Annotated in this window: 15 protein-coding genes, 1 tRNA gene and 1 pseudogene; 6 read left to right on the plus strand and 11 right to left on the minus strand. The window is 75.2% G+C overall.

From position 1 onward, the window contains the following. The first annotated feature begins 27 nt into the window (after positions 1-27). Together CP968_RS21465 and CP968_RS21470 are read left to right on the plus strand one after the other, a co-directional pair. Positions 28-1,260: a cation:proton antiporter gene (locus CP968_RS21465; protein ID WP_150522044.1), complete on the plus strand. Its 1,233-nt coding sequence runs from the start codon at positions 28-30 to the stop codon at positions 1,258-1,260. 74 nt (positions 1,261-1,334) lie between these two features. Next, positions 1,335-1,615: pseudogene (locus CP968_RS21470) on the plus strand (MMPL family transporter); the annotation flags it as partial. Between the two features lie 194 nt (positions 1,616-1,809). Here the strand turns inward: CP968_RS21470 and CP968_RS21475 are convergent. The 3 genes from CP968_RS21475 to CP968_RS21485 all read right to left on the minus strand — a co-directional run bounded on the left by CP968_RS21475 (position 1,810) and on the right by CP968_RS21485 (position 4,259). Further along, a complete protein-coding gene (locus CP968_RS21475; protein WP_150519546.1) occupies positions 1,810-2,010 on the minus strand; it encodes a helix-turn-helix transcriptional regulator in 201 nt (66 codons plus the stop codon). A gap of 303 nt (positions 2,011-2,313) precedes the next feature. Continuing rightward, entirely contained in the window at positions 2,314-3,324 is a 1,011-nt protein-coding gene (locus tag CP968_RS21480; protein ID WP_150519547.1) for a Gfo/Idh/MocA family protein, read from the minus strand. A gap of 20 nt (positions 3,325-3,344) precedes the next feature. Further along, entirely contained in the window at positions 3,345-4,259 is a 915-nt protein-coding gene (locus CP968_RS21485) for a sugar phosphate isomerase/epimerase family protein (protein WP_150519548.1), read from the minus strand. A 123-nt stretch (positions 4,260-4,382) separates the two neighbouring features. On the opposite strand from CP968_RS21485, the gene iolC reads away from it, so the two are divergent. The 4 genes from iolC to CP968_RS21505 are packed head-to-tail and all read left to right on the plus strand — an operon-like array spanning position 4,383 to position 9,590. Further along, complete coding sequence (iolC, locus tag CP968_RS21490) at positions 4,383-5,306, plus strand: 5-dehydro-2-deoxygluconokinase (RefSeq protein WP_150522045.1); 924 nt, start codon at positions 4,383-4,385, stop codon at positions 5,304-5,306. Positions 5,307-5,313: 7 nt separating this feature from the next. After that, entirely contained in the window at positions 5,314-6,207 is an 894-nt protein-coding gene (iolB, locus tag CP968_RS21495; protein ID WP_150522046.1) for a 5-deoxy-glucuronate isomerase, read from the plus strand. After that, entirely contained in the window at positions 6,204-8,078 is a 1,875-nt protein-coding gene (gene iolD, locus CP968_RS21500) for a 3D-(3,5/4)-trihydroxycyclohexane-1,2-dione acylhydrolase (decyclizing) (protein WP_150519549.1), read from the plus strand. The genes iolB and iolD overlap by 4 nt, the downstream gene beginning before the upstream one ends. A gap of 12 nt (positions 8,079-8,090) precedes the next feature. Then, positions 8,091-9,590, plus strand: a complete 1,500-nt coding sequence (locus tag CP968_RS21505; RefSeq protein ID WP_150519550.1) for a CoA-acylating methylmalonate-semialdehyde dehydrogenase — start codon at positions 8,091-8,093, stop codon at positions 9,588-9,590. A 54-nt stretch (positions 9,591-9,644) separates the two neighbouring features. On the opposite strand, the gene CP968_RS21510 is transcribed toward CP968_RS21505, so the two are convergent. From CP968_RS21510 to CP968_RS21545, 8 genes are all read right to left on the minus strand, one after another. Beyond that, positions 9,645-10,751: a WxL protein peptidoglycan domain-containing protein gene (locus CP968_RS21510; protein WP_229886862.1), complete on the minus strand. Its 1,107-nt coding sequence runs from the start codon at positions 10,749-10,751 to the stop codon at positions 9,645-9,647. A gap of 124 nt (positions 10,752-10,875) precedes the next feature. Further along, the gene (locus tag CP968_RS21515; protein WP_150519551.1) at positions 10,876-12,099 is read right to left on the minus strand and encodes a S8 family peptidase; all 1,224 of its coding nucleotides are present in this window, start codon (positions 12,097-12,099) and stop codon (positions 10,876-10,878) included. A 109-nt stretch (positions 12,100-12,208) separates the two neighbouring features. After that, positions 12,209-12,631 (minus strand): GNAT family N-acetyltransferase, encoded by a 423-nt coding sequence (locus CP968_RS21520; RefSeq protein ID WP_150519552.1) that lies wholly within the window; start codon positions 12,629-12,631, stop codon positions 12,209-12,211. 125 nt (positions 12,632-12,756) lie between these two features. Further along, positions 12,757-13,482 carry a 4'-phosphopantetheinyl transferase family protein gene (locus CP968_RS21525; RefSeq protein WP_150519553.1) on the minus strand — a complete coding sequence of 242 codons (726 nt, stop codon included), beginning with the start codon at positions 13,480-13,482 and terminating at the stop codon, positions 12,757-12,759. 115 nt (positions 13,483-13,597) lie between these two features. Next, on the minus strand, positions 13,598-14,134 hold the full coding sequence (locus CP968_RS21530; protein WP_150519554.1) for a hypothetical protein: 537 nt from the start codon (positions 14,132-14,134) through the stop codon (positions 13,598-13,600). A 138-nt stretch (positions 14,135-14,272) separates the two neighbouring features. Continuing rightward, entirely contained in the window at positions 14,273-14,947 is a 675-nt protein-coding gene (locus tag CP968_RS21535; RefSeq protein ID WP_150519555.1) for a histone deacetylase, read from the minus strand. A gap of 111 nt (positions 14,948-15,058) precedes the next feature. Further along, positions 15,059-16,906 carry a TerD family protein gene (locus CP968_RS21540; RefSeq protein WP_150519556.1) on the minus strand — a complete coding sequence of 616 codons (1,848 nt, stop codon included), beginning with the start codon at positions 16,904-16,906 and terminating at the stop codon, positions 15,059-15,061. A gap of 268 nt (positions 16,907-17,174) precedes the next feature. Next, positions 17,175-17,250, minus strand: a tRNA-Arg gene (locus CP968_RS21545). Positions 17,251-17,434 lie beyond the last annotated feature (184 nt).

Raw genomic sequence — 17,434 nt, forward strand, 5'->3', positions numbered from 1 at the left:
CGGGTGAACCATATGTAAATGGCCGATATGGACCAACCGGGAACCCTCGTCCTGATCATGGCCGTCGCGGTGCTGGCCCCCCTGCTCGCCTACGCGGTCGGGCGCTGGCTGGCCGTCCCGCTGGTCATCTTCGAGATCCTGCTCGGCATCCTCCTCGGCCCGGACGTGCTCGGATGGGCGCGGACCGGACAGGTGATCGACGTGCTGAGCCAGCTCGGCCTGGCCATGCTGATCTTCCTGGCCGGCTACGAGGTCGAGTTCGACCGGATCAAGGGGGACACCCTCACCCGGTCGGTGTGGGCCTGGCTGATCGCCCTGGTGCTCGGCCTGGCGGCGGGGGTCCTGCTCTCCGGCGGCGGCTTCGACAAGGGCCTCTACGTCGGCACCGCGCTGACCAGCACCGCGCTCGGCGCCATCCTGCCCGTGCTGCGGGACGCCGGGCAGCTCCGGACGCGGTTCGGGTCCGTGATGATGGCGATGGGCTCCGTCGGCGAGTTCGGGCCGATCATCGCCATGGCGCTGCTGCTGAGCGGCCGGGCGCCGGCCCGGTCGGCGGCGGTGCTGGTGGCCTTCGCGGTGCTGACGGCGGGGGCCGTGTTCTGGGCGCTGCGGCCCAAGCCGCCGTGGTTCTCGCGGGTCATCGGCAAGACCCTGCACAGCAGCGCCCAGTTCGCCGTACGGCTGGTGATGCTGGTGCTCGTGGCGATGCTGGCCCTCTCCGCGGTGCTCGGGCTCGACATCCTGCTCGGGGCCTTCGCCGCCGGGCTGATCACCCGGCTGGTGCTCCAGGGGGCCGCTCCGGAGAGCAGCGCGACCGTGCTGTCGAAGGTCGAGGCCATGGGCTTCGGCTTCCTGGTGCCGCTGTTCTTCGTGGTCACCGGGATCGAGTTCGACCTGGACGCGCTGCTGCGCGGCGGGAAGGAACTGCTGCTGCTCCCGGTCTTCCTGCTGCTGTTCCTGGTGGTGCGGGGGCTGCCGATGTGGCTGCTGGCCCCCAGGGACCTGGGGCGGCGGGACCGATCGGCGCTGGTGCTGTTCGGCTCCACCGCACTGCCCCTGGTGGTGGCCATCACCACGATGGGCGTGCAGGCCGGAAAGGTGACGGCCGGCGAGGCGGCGGCGCTGGTGGGCGCCGGGATGCTGTCCGTGCTGCTGTTCCCGCTGGCCGGGCTGCGGCTGCTGGCCGGCGCGGGGGAGGAGGGCGGGGCGCGCGCGGGCGGCCGTGGCGCGGACCGGGTCAACGGGGGCGATGCGTGGTGACCATGGGTTCCAGGTAGCGCAGCAGGACGGTCTTCAACCCGGCCGCGTAGGCGTCCCGTTCGGCCCCCGCGCCCGGCGGCCACGAGGGCGCGGTGCGCACCGGGCCGGCGCGTACCGGCGGGCTGATCGCCGCGGCCGCGGTGATCCTGGCGGTGGTGATGACGGCCATCGGCACCTCGCGGGTGGCCAACACCAAGATGCTGGGCCCGGGCATCGCCCCGGCGGTCCTGATGGACGCGATGGTCGTCCGGAGCCTGCTGGTCCCGGCCGTCACGAAGCTGACCGGGAGGGCCACCTGCCCCGGGCCCGCTGCGCCGGCTGCCCGCGCGGATCGGACCGGGCGAAGGGGAGGCCGGGGGCCCGGCCACCGGCCCGGACCTCGGCATGGAAGGGGGCGGTGAGGGCGGCCCGGAGGCGGGCGAGCCGCTGAAGGCTGAAGGTGCCGGCCGGGATCGGGTGGCGGCGCCGGCCCGGCGGCCCGGGCAGGCGGGCCGGGCGGGCGGGCCGGCCGGAGGCGGGGCCCGGTCGGACCGCCTTCGGCCGGCGGCCTCATGTGTCGCGGCGGCCCCGGTTGCCGGGTCGGCGGGCCACCCAGGTGCGGATGGTGTCGGCGTACCAGTAGGGCTTGCCGCCCTCCACATGGTCGGGCGGAGGGAGGAGTCCGTGCTTGCGGTAGGAGCGCACGGTGTCCGGCTGGACCCGGATGTGGGCGGCGATCTCCTTGTACGACCACAGCTGTCGGTCGCTCATGTACGACACCTCCTTGTCCACGCGGCGGGGCCGGCCGGGAGGCCGTCGGGAGAGCCGGTGCGTGGACACTGACGATCACTCGGGTACTGCCCGGCGAACGACGCGGAGCGAGGGCAGGGGAGGGGCTGTCGAGCGCCTGTGACGGAAAACCCGCGTAATGCGGATATGTGTGACACAAGGGCAACCCTCGTGACAGAGGTGACACAGAGGGCGAGAACGACCGGAGGGACGGATCGCCCGGACGGATCGCCGGGACGGACAGCCGGGACGGACAGCCGGGGCGGGTCGGCGCTGCGCGAGGGATCAGCGGTACAGGGGCGGGCGCTCCACCAGCTCCACCGGCGTCCGGACACCGCTGCGGGCGGCCGCGAGGCCCGCCTCCGAGACGGCGGCGGCCGCGTAGCCGTCCCACGCGTCCGCGCCCGCCACCCGACCGTGCCCGGCCGCGGCCACCCAGCGCCGCAACTGCCGGTCGTAGGCCTCGGCGAAGCGCACCGTGAAGTCCTGGGCGATCTCGCCGCCCCAGCGCCCCGCACCCTGGACGACCATCGCGTGCCCGTCACCGATCCGGGCGCTGCCCGACTCCCCGACCGCCTCGCACTGCACCTGGTAGCCGAAACCGCAGTTCACGAAGATCTCCACGTCCACGACGGTCCCGCCCGAGGTCTCCAGCAGCACCAGCCGGGGATCCCGGAGCCCCTCCGGCGCCGCCGAGGACGGGGTGGGCGAGAGCACCGACACCGCCGTGACCTCCTGCCCCAGCAGCCAGCGCGCCGCGTCCACCTCGTGCACCACCGAATCACTGATCAGCATGTCGCTGGTGAAGAAGGCGGGGGAGGAGGCGTTGCGGTGCCGGCAGTGCAGGAACAGCGGCCGCCCGATGCCGCCCGCGTCCAGCAACTGCTTCAGCTCCTCGTACTCGGCGTCGTGCCGTCGCATGAACCCCACCTGCACCAGCCGCCGCCCCAGCCGCTGTTCGGCCTCCATGATGCGCAGCGCACCCGCCGCATCCGGGGTCAGCGGCTTCTCGCACAGCACCGGCAGCCGCCGTTCCAGCGCGTGCAGGACCGCCTCCTCGTGCGCCGGTCCGGGGGAGGCGATCAGCACCGCCTCCACCCCCGGCGCGGCCAGGGCGGCGGCCGGGTCGGTGTACGCGCCCGCCCCGTCCAGCTCGGCCGCCACCCGCCCGGCGCGATCCCCGTCCGGGTCGGCCACGGCCACCACCCGGGCCCCGCCGACGGTCCGGCCGATCCTGCGGACGTGGTCCGCGCCCATCTTCCCGGTGCCGATGACGGCGATGCCGAGCGTGCTCATGCGGTGTTCCTTCCGGAGGGTCAGCGGGCGCCACAGGAGCGCAGGTAGGCCCGGGTGCGCCGGGCGATCGGCAGCGGCCGGTCGGGCGGACAGGGGTACATGTCCTGCTCCACGATGGCGAACAGCTCCACCCCGAGCCGCTGGGCCGCCGCCAGCACCGGTTCCAGGTCCGGCACCCCCGACGGCGGCTCGCACATCACCCCGCGGGCCACGGCCGGCCCGAAGGGGACCTCCTGCGCGACGACCTCGGCGAGGATCCGCGGGTCCACCTGCTTGAGGTGCAGGTAGCCGATCCGCTCGGCGAAGGTCTCGACGGCCCGGACGCTGTCGCCGCCGCAGTACGCGTAGTGGCCGGTGTCCAGGCAGAGGGAGACCAGCTCCGGATCGGTGGCGTCCAGGAACCGGGCCACGTTCTCCGGGGTGTCGATGTGGGTGTCGGCGTGCGGGTGCACGACGATCCGCAGCCCGTAGCGGTCGCGGACCTCCCGGCCCAGGCGTTCGGTCTGGCTGGTCAGTTCGCGCCACTGCCCCGGTGTGAGGACCCGGTCCTCGCGCACCTCTCCGGTCCTGTCGTCCCGCCAGAAGGAGGGGATGACCACCAGATGGGCCGCGCCCACCGCACGGGTCAGCGCCGCGATCCGCGACACGTGCTCCCAGGTCTCCGCCCACACGCCGGGCCCGTGATGGAGTCCGGTGAAGACGGTCCCGGCCGAGACCCGCAGCCCGCGCCGGGCCGTCTCCTCGGCGAGGCGGACGGGATCGGTGGGCAGGTAGCCGTACGGGCCCAGTTCGATCCACTCGTACCCGGCGTCCGCGACCTCGTCGAGGAACCGCACCCAGGGGGTCTGCCGGGGGTCCTCGGGAAACCAGACACCCCAGGAGTCCGGAGCCGAACCGATGCGGATACGGGTCAACGCGGGTGGGGAGGACGTCATAGCGGCCACCTTAGGGTGCGGGGCTCCGGCGGGCCGGGAAGGGGCACGGAACGTGCGACGGTGGACGAGCGAGCGGGAGGACTGGCGGTGAGCGGCGATCCGATCGGCTTCGACCTGATCACCATGGGGCGGATCGGGGTGGACCTCTACCCCCTGACGACGGGGGTGCCACTCGCCGAGGCCGACACCTTCGGCAAGTTCCTGGGCGGCTCCCCGTCCAACGTGGCCGTCGCGGCGGCCCGGCTCGGCCGCCGGGTGGCGGTGGTCACCCGTACCGGCGCGGACCCTTTCGGCACCTACCTGCGCGCGGAACTGCGCCGTTTCGGCGTCGACGACCGCTGGACCACCGAGGTCGCGGGGCTCCCCACGCCGCTCACCTTCTGCGAGGTCTTCCCGCCCGACCGGTTCCCGCTCTACTTCTACCGCCTGCCGAAGGCCCCCGACCTGGAGATCTCGGCGCACGAGCTGGACCTGCCCGCGATCCGGGCGGCCCGGGTCTTCTGGATGACGGGGACCGGCCTGAGCGAGGAGCCGAGCCGCTCCGCCACCCTCGCGGCGCTCGGAGCCCGGGCGAAGTCCGGGACCACCGTCTTCGACCTGGACTGGCGGCCGACGCTGTGGCGGGAGGACCCGGGGCCGGCCTACGCACGGGCCCTGGCCCTGGCCACGGTGGCCGTCGGCAACGCGGAGGAGTGCGCCGTCGCCACCGGCGAGGGCGAACCGTACGCCGCGGCGCGGTCCCTGCTCGCCGCCGGAGTGGAGCTGGCGGTCGTCAAACGCGGCCCGGACGGCGTCCTCGCGGTGCACCGCGACGGCACGGTGGCCGAGGTGCCGCCGGTGGCGGTGGACGTGGTCAACGGCCTCGGCGCCGGGGACGCGTTCGGCGGGGCGCTGTGCCACGGGCTGCTCGCGGGATGGGACCTGGAACGGGTGATGCGGTACGCGAACGCGGCCGGGGCCATCGTGGCCTCCCGGCTGGCCTGCTCCACCGCGATGCCGTACCCCGACGAAGTGGAGGAGGTGCTCGGTCGTGCCGGTGGTGTCTGAGTGGCGCATGGAGTGGACGAGGTTGCTGGTGCTCCAGCTGGAGCCGGGGGAGGTGTACGCGCACCCGTGCGGGGAGGCGGAGTGGATCGTCCTGCCGCTCTCCGGCGGCTGCACGGTGCACGTCCGCGCCGGCGGCCACGGCGCGGGAGGGCGCGCGGGAGGGAGCGCGGGCGGTCCGGTCCCGGGCGCCCCCGGCGGTGACGGCGCCCACGAACCGCCGGGCCGCGTCTTCGAACTGCACGGCCGGAAGGGGGTGTTCGACGCCGTCACCGACTTCGCCTACCTGCCCCGCGACGCGCACGCGGAGGTCGTCTCGTCCGCCGGCGGCCGCTTCGCGCTCGCCGGGGCGCGCTGCGAGCGGGTCCTGCCCGCGCGGTACGGCCCGGCCGCGGACGTGCCCGTCGAACTGCGCGGCGCGGGCAGCTGCTCCCGTCAGGTCAACAACTTCGCCGCCGCCGACGCCTTCCCCTGCGACCGGCTCATCGCCGTCGAGGTGCTCACCCCCGGCGGCAACTGGTCCTCGTACCCGCCCCACAAGCACGACGAGCACCACCCGGGCGAGGAGTCCCGGCTGGAGGAGATCTACTACTTCGAGATCGCCCCCCACGGCGCCGTCCCCGGCGTCGGCTACCAGCGCGTCAGCCCGTCCCCGGCCGGAAGGACCGACATCCTCACCGAGGTACGCACCGGCGACGCCGTGCTCATCCCCGACGGCTGGCACGGGCCGTCCATCGCCTCGCCCGGACACGACATGTACTACCTGAACGTGATGGCGGGCCCCGGCCGCACCCGCGAATGGCTCATCCGCGACCACCCCGACCACGGCTGGATCCGCGCCACCTGGCCCGGCCGGGCGACCGACCCCCGGCTGCCCTTCCACCCGGCGGAGACCCCCCGATGAAACTCACCGTCGCGCAGGCCCTCGTCCGCTTCCTCGCCGCGCAGTACACCGAACGCGACGGCCGGCGCCACCGCCTGATCGCCGCCACCTGGGGCATCTTCGGGCACGGCAACGTCGCCGGCCTCGGCCAGGCCCTGCTGGAGGCCGGCCAGGACACCATGCCGTTCCTCCAGGGACGCAACGAGCAGGCCATGGTGCACGCCGCCGTCGGCTACGCCCGCCAGTGCGGCCGGCTCTCCGCGCACGCCGTCACCACCTCCATCGGGCCCGGCGCCACCAACCTCGTCACCGGCGCCGCGCTCGCCACGATCAACCGGATCCCGGTGCTCCTGCTGCCCGGCGACACCTTCGCCACCCGGCCCGCCGACCCCGTGCTCCAGCAGCTGGAGGTGCCGTACGCGGGGGACGTGTCCGTCAACGACACCCTGCGGCCCGTCTCCCGCTACTTCGACCGGGTCACCCGCCCCGAGGCCCTGATCCCGGCCGCGCTCCAGGCCGTACGGGTGCTCACCGACCCCGTGCAGACCGGCGCCGTCACCCTGGCGCTGCCGCAGGACGTGCAGGCGCAGGCCCACGACTGGCCCGAGGAGTTCTTCGCCGAGCGGACCTGGGGCGTGCGCCGGCCCCGGCCCGACCGCGGCGAGCTGGCCCGGGCCGCCGAGGCCGTACGCACCGCCGAGCGGCCGCTGATCGTCGCGGGCGGGGGCGTCCGGCACAGCGGGGCGCAGGCCGCCCTCGCCGCGTTCGCCGAGGTCACCGGCATCCCGGTCGCGGTCACCCAGGCGGGCAAGGGCGTCCTGCCGCACGGCCACCCCGCCGACGTGGGGGCCATCGGCCACACGGGGACGGCCGTCGCGGACGGACTGGCGCGGGAGGCGGACCTGGTCATCGCGGCCGGCACCCGGCTGACCGACTTCACCACCGCCTCCGCGACGCTCTTCCGGCACCCGGCCGTCCGGTTCACCGGCCTCAACCTCGACCCGTACGACGCCCACAAGCTCGCCGCCCGCCCCCTCGTCGCCGACGCGCGCGAGGGGCTCGACGCCCTCCGCGAGGCCGTCCGAGGCCACCGCGTGGACCCCGCGTACGAGGCGGCGTACCGGCGGGGAGCGGCCGACTGGCAGGAGCGCGTCGAGCGGGCCTGGGCGGTGCCCGCCGCCGAGGAGGAGCTGCCGCCCACCCAGGCGCAGGTCCTCGGGCTCCTCGACGCGCTGGTCGACGGCACCGACATCCTCGTCAACGCGGCCGGCTCCCTGCCCGGCGACCTCCACCGGCTGTGGCGGGCCCGCTCCGCGGACCAGTACCACGTCGAGTACGGCTACTCCTGCATGGGCTACGAGATCCCGGCCGCGATCGGGGTGGCGCTGGCCGCGCCCGGCCGCCCCGTGTGGGCGCTGGTCGGCGACGGCACGTACCTGATGAACCCGACCGAGATCGTCACCGCCGTGCAGGAGGGCGTCCCGCTCAGGCTGGTCGTCCTCGACAACCACGGCTACGCCTCCATCGGCGGCCTGTCGGCGTCGGTCGGCGGCGAGGGCTTCGCCACCGGGTACCGCTTCCGGGCGGCGGACGGCGCGTACACCGGAGATCCCCTCCCGGTGGACCTCGCGGCCAACGCGGCCTCGCTCGGGATGGCCGTGATCCGCGCCCGTACCGTCCGTGACCTGCGCGAAGCCCTCGCGCAGGCGCGCTCGGCAGGGCGTCCCACATGTGTCTACGTACAGACCCGAACGCCCGACACTGTGTCGGGCCCGCCCCCCGCACAGGCGTGGTGGGATGTTCCTGTGGCCGAGACCGCGACCCGCAAGGCGGCGGCCGAGGCACGTGACGAGTACGACCGGCAAGCCGCGCAGCGACGTCGCCATCTGTGAAGGAGCAAGGCAATGAAGACCGTCAACCACTGGATCGGTGGCACGACCGTCGAGGGCGCGTCGGGCAACTACGGCCCGGTCACCGACCCGGCCACCGGCGCGGTCACCACCCGGGTCGCCCTGGCCTCCGCCGAGGAGGTCGACCGGGCGGTACGGATCGCCCAGGAGGCCTTCGTCTCGTGGGGGCAGTCCTCGCTGGCCGCCCGCACCAAGGTGCTGTTCGCCTACCGCGCGCTGCTGGACGCCAACCGTGACGCCATCGCCGAGCTGATCACCGCCGAGCACGGCAAGGTCCACTCGGACGCCCTGGGCGAGGTGGCGCGCGGCCTGGAGATCGTCGAGCTGGCCTGCGGGATCACCACCCAGCTCAAGGGCGAGCTGTCCACGTCCGTCTCCAACCGGGTGGACGTCTCCTCGATCCGCCAGCCGATCGGCGTGGTCGCGGGCATCACCCCGTTCAACTTCCCGGCGATGGTGCCGATGTGGATGTTCCCGCTGGCCGTGGCCTGCGGCAACACCTTCATCCTCAAGCCCAGCGAGAAGGACCCCTCGGCCGCCAACAAGCTGGCCGAGCTGATGACCGAAGCCGGCCTGCCGGCGGGCGTGCTGAACGTGGTCCACGGCGACAAGGTGGCCGTGGACGCGCTGCTGGCCCACCCCGGCGTCGCGGCCGTCTCCTTCGTCGGCTCCACGCCGATCGCCCGCCACATCCACACCACCGCCTCCGCCAACGGCAAGCGGGTCCAGGCGCTCGGCGGCGCCAAGAACCACATGCTGGTCCTGCCGGACGCCGACCTGGACGCGGCCGCCGACGCGGCGGTCTCGGCCGCGTACGGCTCGGCCGGCGAGCGCTGCATGGCGATCTCCGCGGTGGTCGCGGTCGGCGCCATCGCCGACACCCTCGTCGAGAAGATCCGCGAGCGCGCCGAGAAGATCAAGGTCGGCCCCGGCAACGACCCGACGTCCGAGATGGGCCCGCTGATCACCGCCGCCCACCGCGACAAGGTCGCCTCCTACGTCAAGGGCGCCGCCGCCCAGGGCGCGGACGTGGTGCTGGACGGCACCGGCTACACGGTCGAGGGCAAGGAGGACGGCCACTGGATCGGCCTCTCGCTGCTCGACAACGTCAAGACCGACTCGGACGCCTACCGCGACGAGATCTTCGGCCCGGTCCTGTGCGTCCTGCGCACCGATACCTACGAGGAGGGCGTGGCCCTCATCAACGCCTCGCCGTTCGGCAACGGCACCGCGATCTTCACCCGCGACGGCGGCGCCGCCCGCCGCTTCCAGCTGGAGATCCAGGCGGGCATGGTCGGCGTCAACGTGCCGATCCCGGTGCCGGTGGGCTACCACTCCTTCGGAGGCTGGAAGGACTCGCTCTTCGGCGACCACCACATCTACGGCAACGACGGCATCCACTTCTACACCCGCGGCAAGGTCGTCACCACCCGCTGGCCGGACCCCTCGGACGCCCCCGCGGGCGTGGATCTGGGCTTCCCGACGTCTCGATAACGCCCGACGCCCGACAGGCGCCCCGGCATAGCCACACCGGCCGGGGGCTCCCGGTCAGCGCGCCCCGGCCGGGTCCGGGGCCGGTGCGGGACGGTCCGCCGCGGCGCGGGCCCGGCGCCCGCGGCGCAGCGCCCACAGCCCGGCCCCGGCGCCCGCGAGCACCAGGAGCACCCCGACGGCCGGCCACGGCACGGCGAGGAACGCCACCTCGGACTCGGAGACCAGGTCGGGGTGGGCCGCGGCACCGGCCCGGACGCGGACCGTCACCCGGTCCGACTGCGGGGCGTCCGGCCAGTCCTCGGTCAGCTCGACGCGCTGCCCCGGCAGCAGGGACACCTTCAGCTCCCGGGCGGGCCGGTCCAGCACCCCGCGCCCGAACAGCCCCCGGGCCGAGACCGTCACCGTGGGCTCGACCACCACGTTCCCCCGGTTGACCAGCGCGTACGAGACGGTGGCGCGGGCATCGTGGACCCACGGCAGCAGCGGCGCCGACCGGTTGACCCGTACGTCCTCCACGCTCAGCCCCGGGGTCAGCGGCCCCGGCACCCGGAAGTAGAGCCGGGCGCCCACCGAACGCTTCACCCCGACCCGGACCCCGCCCTCCTGGCGCACCCCCTCCACCGCGGTGCCCAGCACCACGATCCCGCCGACGTGGTCGCCCGGCGTCGCGTCCCCCGGGACCTTCACGGTGAACGGGACGTCCTTGCGGCCCTTGGCCGGCACGGTCAGCGGCTGCGCCATCTCCGCCGGCAGGACGATCCACCGGCCGAGGTCCGCGGGCCGCTCCTCCACCGGTAGCAGTGCGAACGCCCCGCCCGAGGGCGTGTTCACGGCATCGGTGGCGAAGACCCGGAAGGTCAGGTCGCGGTCGGAGGAGTTGACGATCGTCACGCTGTCGGCGACGGTGCTGCCGGCCTCGCCCTGGTGGAAGAAGTACGCCCGGTCGGAGAGCGCCGCACCGGCCGGCGGGGTCGGGAAGACCCCCCAGGTGCCGTTGTCCGCGGCCCGCGCGCCACCGGCCGGCAGGACCAGGCCCGCGCCCAGCAGCAGGAGGACGGCGAGCAGGCCGTACAGGCGGTGGACGCCGGTGCCGGTGCGGGGCGCGGGCCGTTGCGGGGCCCGTCGGCCGCCCGTGCGCGTACTACTCGCTCTCGCTCTCACTGGATCGCGACTCCTCCGTCATGACGACCCCCGCCCGCCGTGTGGGGGAGGCAGGGTCGGTGCGGTGGCCGTCATTGACGCGTCGCGGTGCCGAGAAGTCAATGCCCGGGGCGGCCCGGAGCCGTCAGCGCTCGACCGGCACGTGCAGCAGCAGGTTCGCGGTGCCCGCCGGTGCGCCGGTGATCCGGTCGGGCACGGCGCCCCGCACGAGGGCGCGGGCGACCTGGTCCGGCGTCCGCGCGACACCCCCCGCCAGGATCAGCGCCGCGACGCCCGCCGCGTGCGGGGCGGCCATCGAGGTGCCCGAGGCCCTCGCCGTGGCCGTCGCCGCGCCCTTCCACGCCGACACCACGCCCACCCCCGGCGCGGCCAGGTCCACGCACCGGCCGTGGTTGGAGAAACCCGCCCACCGGTCCTGCGCATCGGTCGCGGCGACCGTCACGGCCTGCGGGACGCGGGCCGGGGAGCCGGCGCAGGCGTCCTTGCCCTGGTTGCCGGCGGCGGCCGTGAAGGTGATCCCGGCGGCGACCGCCCGGGTCACCGCCGCGTCGAGGGCGCGGCTGGGCGTCCCGCCCATGCTCATGTTCGCGACCGCCGGCGCGGTGGGCTTGGCGACGGCGTCCTTCACCATCCACTCCAGGCCGCCGAGGATGCCCGAGAGCCGGCCGCGGCCCCGGCAGTCGGCCACCTTCACCGACACCAGGGACACGCCCTTCGCCACCCCGTACGTCGCCCCGCCCGCGGTCGCCGCGACGTGCGTGCCGTGGCCGTCGCAGTCGCCGGAGGTCTCGAAGAACACCGCGGTGTACCCGCTGCGGGCACGCCCGCCGAACTCCTGGTGCGCGAGGTTGATCCCGGTGTCCACGACGTAGACGGTGACACCCTCGGCCTTCGCGGCGTACGTGTACGAACCGTCCAGCGGCAGGGCGCGCTGGTCGATCCGGTCCAGCGGCCAGGGGGCGGCGGGCTGCGTGTCGGTGGTGCGGAACTCGGCGTCCGGCTCGACGGAGGCCACCCGGGGGTCGGCGGCGAGGGCGGCGGCCCGGGCGGCGGTGGTGCGGACGGCGAAACCGTTCACGGCCGTGTCGTAGACCTCGCCCACCCGGTCGCCGGACCGCGCCGCCTCGTCGGCGAGGGCGCGCGCCGGGGCGCGCGCGGAGGTGTCCTTGAGGACGACGACGTAGCGGGCCGTCGGGGCGGCCGCGCCGACGGCCCGCGGCGGGGCCGCCGCCGTGGTGAGGCCGGCCAGGAGCGCGGCGGCCGGGAGGAGGACGGCGGGGCGCAGGACGGCGGCGCGCAGCGGGAGCCGGCGGTGCGCACCCTCGGGCCGGGGCGTGGTGGAGGTCATGCCGCCGATGCTCGGCGAGCGGCGGGACGGGCGCGCGGAGGGTGCGCCGAGTGGCCCCGCGACACGCCGCCGACCGGGCGACCGGGTCGGTGGCGGTGACGGACGCGCCCTACGGGGTCTCGGCGGCCAGCGGCCAGCCGCGCACCGTGAACAGGCCCTCGTCGAGGGCGCCGGCCGAACCGTAGGTGGCGAGCGCGGCCTCGTTGTCCGTGTCCACCCCCACCCACATGCCGTAGCAGCCGCGCGCCGCGGCCTCCTCGGCGAGGGCCAGGGTCAGCGCGCGCCCGATGCCGCGCCGGCGGTGGCCCTCGGCCACGGAGAGCTCGTACAGGCACATCTCGGTGCCCTTGTCGGGGTGGCTCATCTCGACGCCGGAGACCATGCCGACCGGTACGCCGTCCACGGAGGCGATCAGCATCAGGTGGCCCGGTGCGGCGAGGAACCGCTCCGACCACTCCGGACGGGCGGGACCGTCGAAGAGGGCCTCGGCGGCACGGAGTTCGGCAACGGTACGGGCCCGGCGGATGTCCACGACCGTCACGATAGGGGACCGATGACATCAGGGGACCGGAGTTTCGCCGCGGCGACCCGTGTCCGCCGCCTGGCGCGCGCCGTCCGCTGGCGGGCCGGGCCGTCAGCCCGTCAGCTGCCGGGCCGTCAGCCCGTCCGGCTCCGCCCGGGGGCGGGGTCGGCCACGGCGAGCGCGGCCGCGTAGCCCGCGGGGGCGGGGAGGTCCGTCAGGGTCCAGCCCGGGAGGGGGCCGGGGGCGGGAGCGGCGCCGATGTACGGGTCCGCCAGCCCCTTGGCCAGGCCGGTGCCGGTGCCCTTGAGGTAGGCCTCCTTGCGGGACCAGAGGCGACCGAGGGCCGCGCGCCGCTCCGGCCCGGGCAGCGCGGTCAGTTCGGCCGTCTCGTCCGGGTGCAGGCTGCTCAGCACGTCCGCCATGGCGGACGCGCCCGGGGTCTCCTCGACGTCCACGCCGACCGGGGTCCCGGCGAAGGCGAAGTAGGCCAGGTTGCCGCTGTGGGACAGGGAGAAGTGGACCGCGCCGCCGGCCACGGCGGGACGGCCGTGCGGACCGCCGCAGCACGGGCAGTCCTCCCGTACCAGGGACACCTCTTCGGGAGCCAGCCCCAGGCAGCCGCCGAGCAGGATCCGCAGCCCCAGGTGCGAGGCGAGGTAACGCTGCCGGTCGGCGGCGCGCACCAGCCGCTCCGCCCGGTCCCGTTCGCCCGCGTCGAGCACCGTCCACGCGCCGTCGACCGCGCGGCCCCCGACCCGGCGCAGCGTGGTGTCCAGGGACCAGACGGCCACGCTCCGGCCCCGGGGGAGCCCGCCGCTCTCCGGTGCGTCACTGCCGAGTTGGTTCACGCGCTCGATCACCACACGAGGGTAGACGAGCCGGCCGCCCCGCCGCGGCCCCGTCCACCGGCGGCCGGTCCGGGCCCCGGGTCGTGTCGTCGAAGTCCTGTCTGGCCGGCGACGTCGCCGACGCTCCCTAGCGGACCGCCACCTGGGACGTGGACCCCCGGGGTGCGGGTGCGGGCTCGGCCCGGTCCGGCGTGCCGGGGGACGGGGTGCCGTCGGTCCAGGCGTAGACCCGGTTGCCGCGCACGGCGACCTGGTACTGGCGCACGTCCCGGCACTCGGGCCGCGCCTCGGACCGTACGCCCTGCGGCCACCAGCGGGCGCCGAGTTCCGGGGCCGCGACCTTGCGCGGGGTGCCCGAGGCGCACTGCGGGCCGTCCAGCGGGGTGTGGCCGAGGGTGAAGCGGATCAGCCTGGCCTCGCCGTTGGCGCGGACCTTCACCCGGACGTGGGTGGCGTCCTTCGGTATCCAGGACGGCAGCGCGAACTCCGCCCTGCCGCGCGTCGGCGCGTCCGCGGCCGTCGCGAACTGCCGCCCGCGCTCCGCGAACACGCGGTCGTGGATCGTGTCGGTGAGGGGATTGGGGGGCAGGTTGGGCAGCGCGAACGCGGCCGTGGCGAGCACTCCCACGGTGGCGGCGGCGATGACGAGCGGACGGCGGTTCATGTCGTCCAGTCTCGGCCGGGAGCCCTCTCCCGCGCGTCCCCCTCCGGGACGAACCGCCCTCTGCCGGAAGTCTCACACCGCCTCATCCCTGAGGGTGGCCGGCCCTGCGGGGCCGGCCACCGCCGGGCCCCCGCCCCGTCAGCCCGCCACCAGCAGGTCCGCGATCCGCTCCGCGCTCCACAGCCCCGCGGCGCCCGGACACCGCGCGAGGTAACGGCCGATGGACCGCTCGTCCCACGGCCCCGCCTCCAGCAGGCCCGCCGCGAGGTACCGGACGTACGCGGCGGACGGCCCGACCCACTCCACCTCGCCCATGGCCCACGGCGCAGTGAACGTCAGCACCGGCAGCCCCTCCAGCACGCCGCAGCAGATCAGCGTCTCGTACCGGCCCGGCCCCAACGAAGCCCGTCCCGTGCCCAGTACGCCGGTCAGGTCGAGGTCCGTGCCCGGCTCCCGGTACATCTCCTGCGCCGCGATGTCGCAGAACTGCTCCGCCGTCACCAGGTGGGCCCGCCCGCGCATCCGGCCCGGCGCGGACGGGTCGTAGAGGGCCCGGCCGCCCGCCCACACCGGGGAGCGCGTGGCGAAGTACAGCCGGCCGGCCAGCTCGACCGGCACCGACCGCTCCGGAGCGCGGTGGTCGCGGCAGCCGGGGTGGCCGGGATGGTCCGCGGCCGCGCCCCGGGGGGTGCCCCCGGCGAGGTAGCAGGCCAGGCGGTCCAGGTGCATGTTCGAGCCGTACGAGGTGTACCAGACCCGCTCCGGCGGGCTCCCGGCGTATCGGGCCGCGTCCACCGTGTGCACCGCGCTCATCGCACTCCCCGCCACTCGTCCGTACCCGTACCCGTACCCGTACCCGTACCCGTACCCGTACCCGGATCGGGCCCCGGGCGCCGGCCGTTCCGCGCGACGCCCGGGTCGGGTTCAGTCTGCGACGTCGACGCCGTAGGAGCGGGCCAGCGCGGCCAGACCGTGGTCGTACCCCTGGCCCACGGCGCGCAGGCGCCAGAGCGGGCCGCGGCGGTAGACCTCGGCCAGCAGCATGGTGCGTTCGGTGGTGGCCGCGTCCACGGTGACCTGCGCCAGCGGCGTCTCGCCGGCGCCCGGCGCCACCACGACCTGCACCGGGCCGACGTCGCCGAAGGCGGGCGCGCCGTCGATGGCCGCGCAGACGACCACCTTCCGGGCGGCGGGCGGCAGGGTGGCGAGGTCGACGGCGACGGTCTGCTCGGTCGGCCCGTCGCCGAGCAGCCGTACCGCGCCGTTGGGGCTCTCCGGCGCCCCGTAGAAGACGAAGTCCTCGTCGCAGGAGACCTGTTCCTCCTCGTCGACGACGAAGGCGACCAGGTCGATCTCGCACCGCGTCTGCTGTGCCCAGGACGCGCTCACGTGCCAGCGCTCCGCCCCCTGCGCACGGGGCAGGTCGATCACGCCGCCGGACGGCAGGACCCGCGGCGCCGGGCCCCGGCCGCTCCCCGTGGCCGCGGCGGCCGGGCCGGCCAGCCAGTGCGCGTCGTGGGCCGGCACCCGCAGGGAGGTGATCCGGGCCATCCGGCGGTCGCGCTCGCCGCCGGACAGCAGGACGACGTCCGTCACGCTCGCGGAGAGGTTCACGGCGGCGGCCCCGCCCAGGGCGACGATCCGGGCCCGCGCCCGGGACGCGTCCGGATGGGTGCCGCCCAGGACGAGGACGCGCCGGCCGGCCAACGGCCGCTCCGCGGTCGTCGCTTCGGCCGGGCGCGGGGCCGGTACGGACGCGGCCACCGGCGCGGCCACCGGCACCGGCGCGGCCACCGGCGTGGGCGCGGGCCCGCTCGCGAGGGGAGCCGGGGCCGGCTTCTCGTGCGCGGTGCCCGGCCGCACGTCGTCCAGCAGGCGGAGGAAGGCGGGTTCGTCGAGGACCGTGACCCCCTCGGCCGCCGCCCGCCGGGCCTTGGCCGATCCCGAGGCGGCGTCGCCGGCGACCAGGGCGCTGGTGTGCCGGCTGACCGAACCCACCACGTTCAGCCCGGCGGCCGCGCATCGCGCCACCAGCGCGGTGCGGGCGGTCGCGGTCTCGCCGGTGATGGCGATCTTCATGCCCTGGACCAGCGGGTTCCCGGCGGACAGCCGTCCCGGATTGCGGTACGCGCACGGCGTCTTGGGGGGCTTCGGGGCGAACCGGGCGTCCTGCCGGGGCGGGCAGGCCACCAGCGGCAGCGGCAGGTCCAGCAGGGCCGCCTCGCGCAGGGAGGCGCGCAGGATCCCGGCCAGCACCCGGGTGTCGTCCAGTGCGTCGTGCGCCTTCTCCTGCGGTACGCCGTAGTGCGCGGCCAGGGTCCCCAGGCGCAGGTCCCCGGTCGGCGGGTCGACCCGCCGGTTCAGCGCCAGCGTGCACAGCCGCCGCGTCACGGGCAGGTGCAGCCCGGCCCGCGCGAACTCGTGGGCCAGGAAGTCGTAGTCGAACTGGGCGTTGTGGGCCACCAGCACCCGGCCGTCCAGCAGCGCGGCGATCCGCTCCGCGACCTCGCCGAAGGCGGGCGCCCCCCGGAGCCGTTCGGCGGTCAGTCCGTGGACGTGCACGGGTCCGGGGTCGCAGCCGGGGTTCAGCAGGGTCGAGAACGCGCCGGTCTGCCGCCCGTCCGGCCCCAGGGTGACCACCGCCACCTGGAGCACGCGGTGGTGTCGCGGTATCAGGCCGGACGTCTCCACATCCACCAGCGCCCACTCATGGGCGTAATCGGACAGATCGGACAGGTCGGGCAGGCCGGGGGCGGCGGAGGCGGGACTCATGACGGCAAGGATGATCCGACATTCGTTCCGCCTTCAACCGGAATGCCGATTTATCCCCTATGGCGTCAGGAAAGGGAACGCGGGGGTCCGGGTACCGGCTCGCGCGGAGCCGTCGGGACGGGCCTCCGGGAGGGGGCGGACCGGGTGCGCCGGCCCCGCCCACCAGGCCCTCCCGGGTGCTTACGCCGTCGCTACCGGCCCCGGGCTAAAGTGCGTCCGACCTGCGTGAAAGCCCTCCCCGGAGGGAGGGCTGACGGTGGTGCGGACGTGGTGCCCCCGGCAGGACTCGAACCTGCGGCCAAGTGCTTAGAAGGCACCTGCTCTATCCACTGAGCTACGGGGGCCGGAAGGTGGCCCTGATGGGCCTGGAGCCCCCGGTGGGGGGTGGGACTGCGGTCCGTGCCGGGTCAAGGATAGGGCTCCGGTCGCCTTGTCCCGGTTGCTTCACCCGCGTGCCACGATGTGGAGGTTCGGTGAAGCGGTCCCGATAATCGCAGGCAGGTGCGATTCGCGCATCGCTTTTGCGCC

Origin of the sequence: Streptomyces subrutilus (assembly GCF_008704535.1) — a bacterium.
Taxonomy (GTDB): domain Bacteria; phylum Actinomycetota; class Actinomycetes; order Streptomycetales; family Streptomycetaceae; genus Streptomyces; species Streptomyces subrutilus.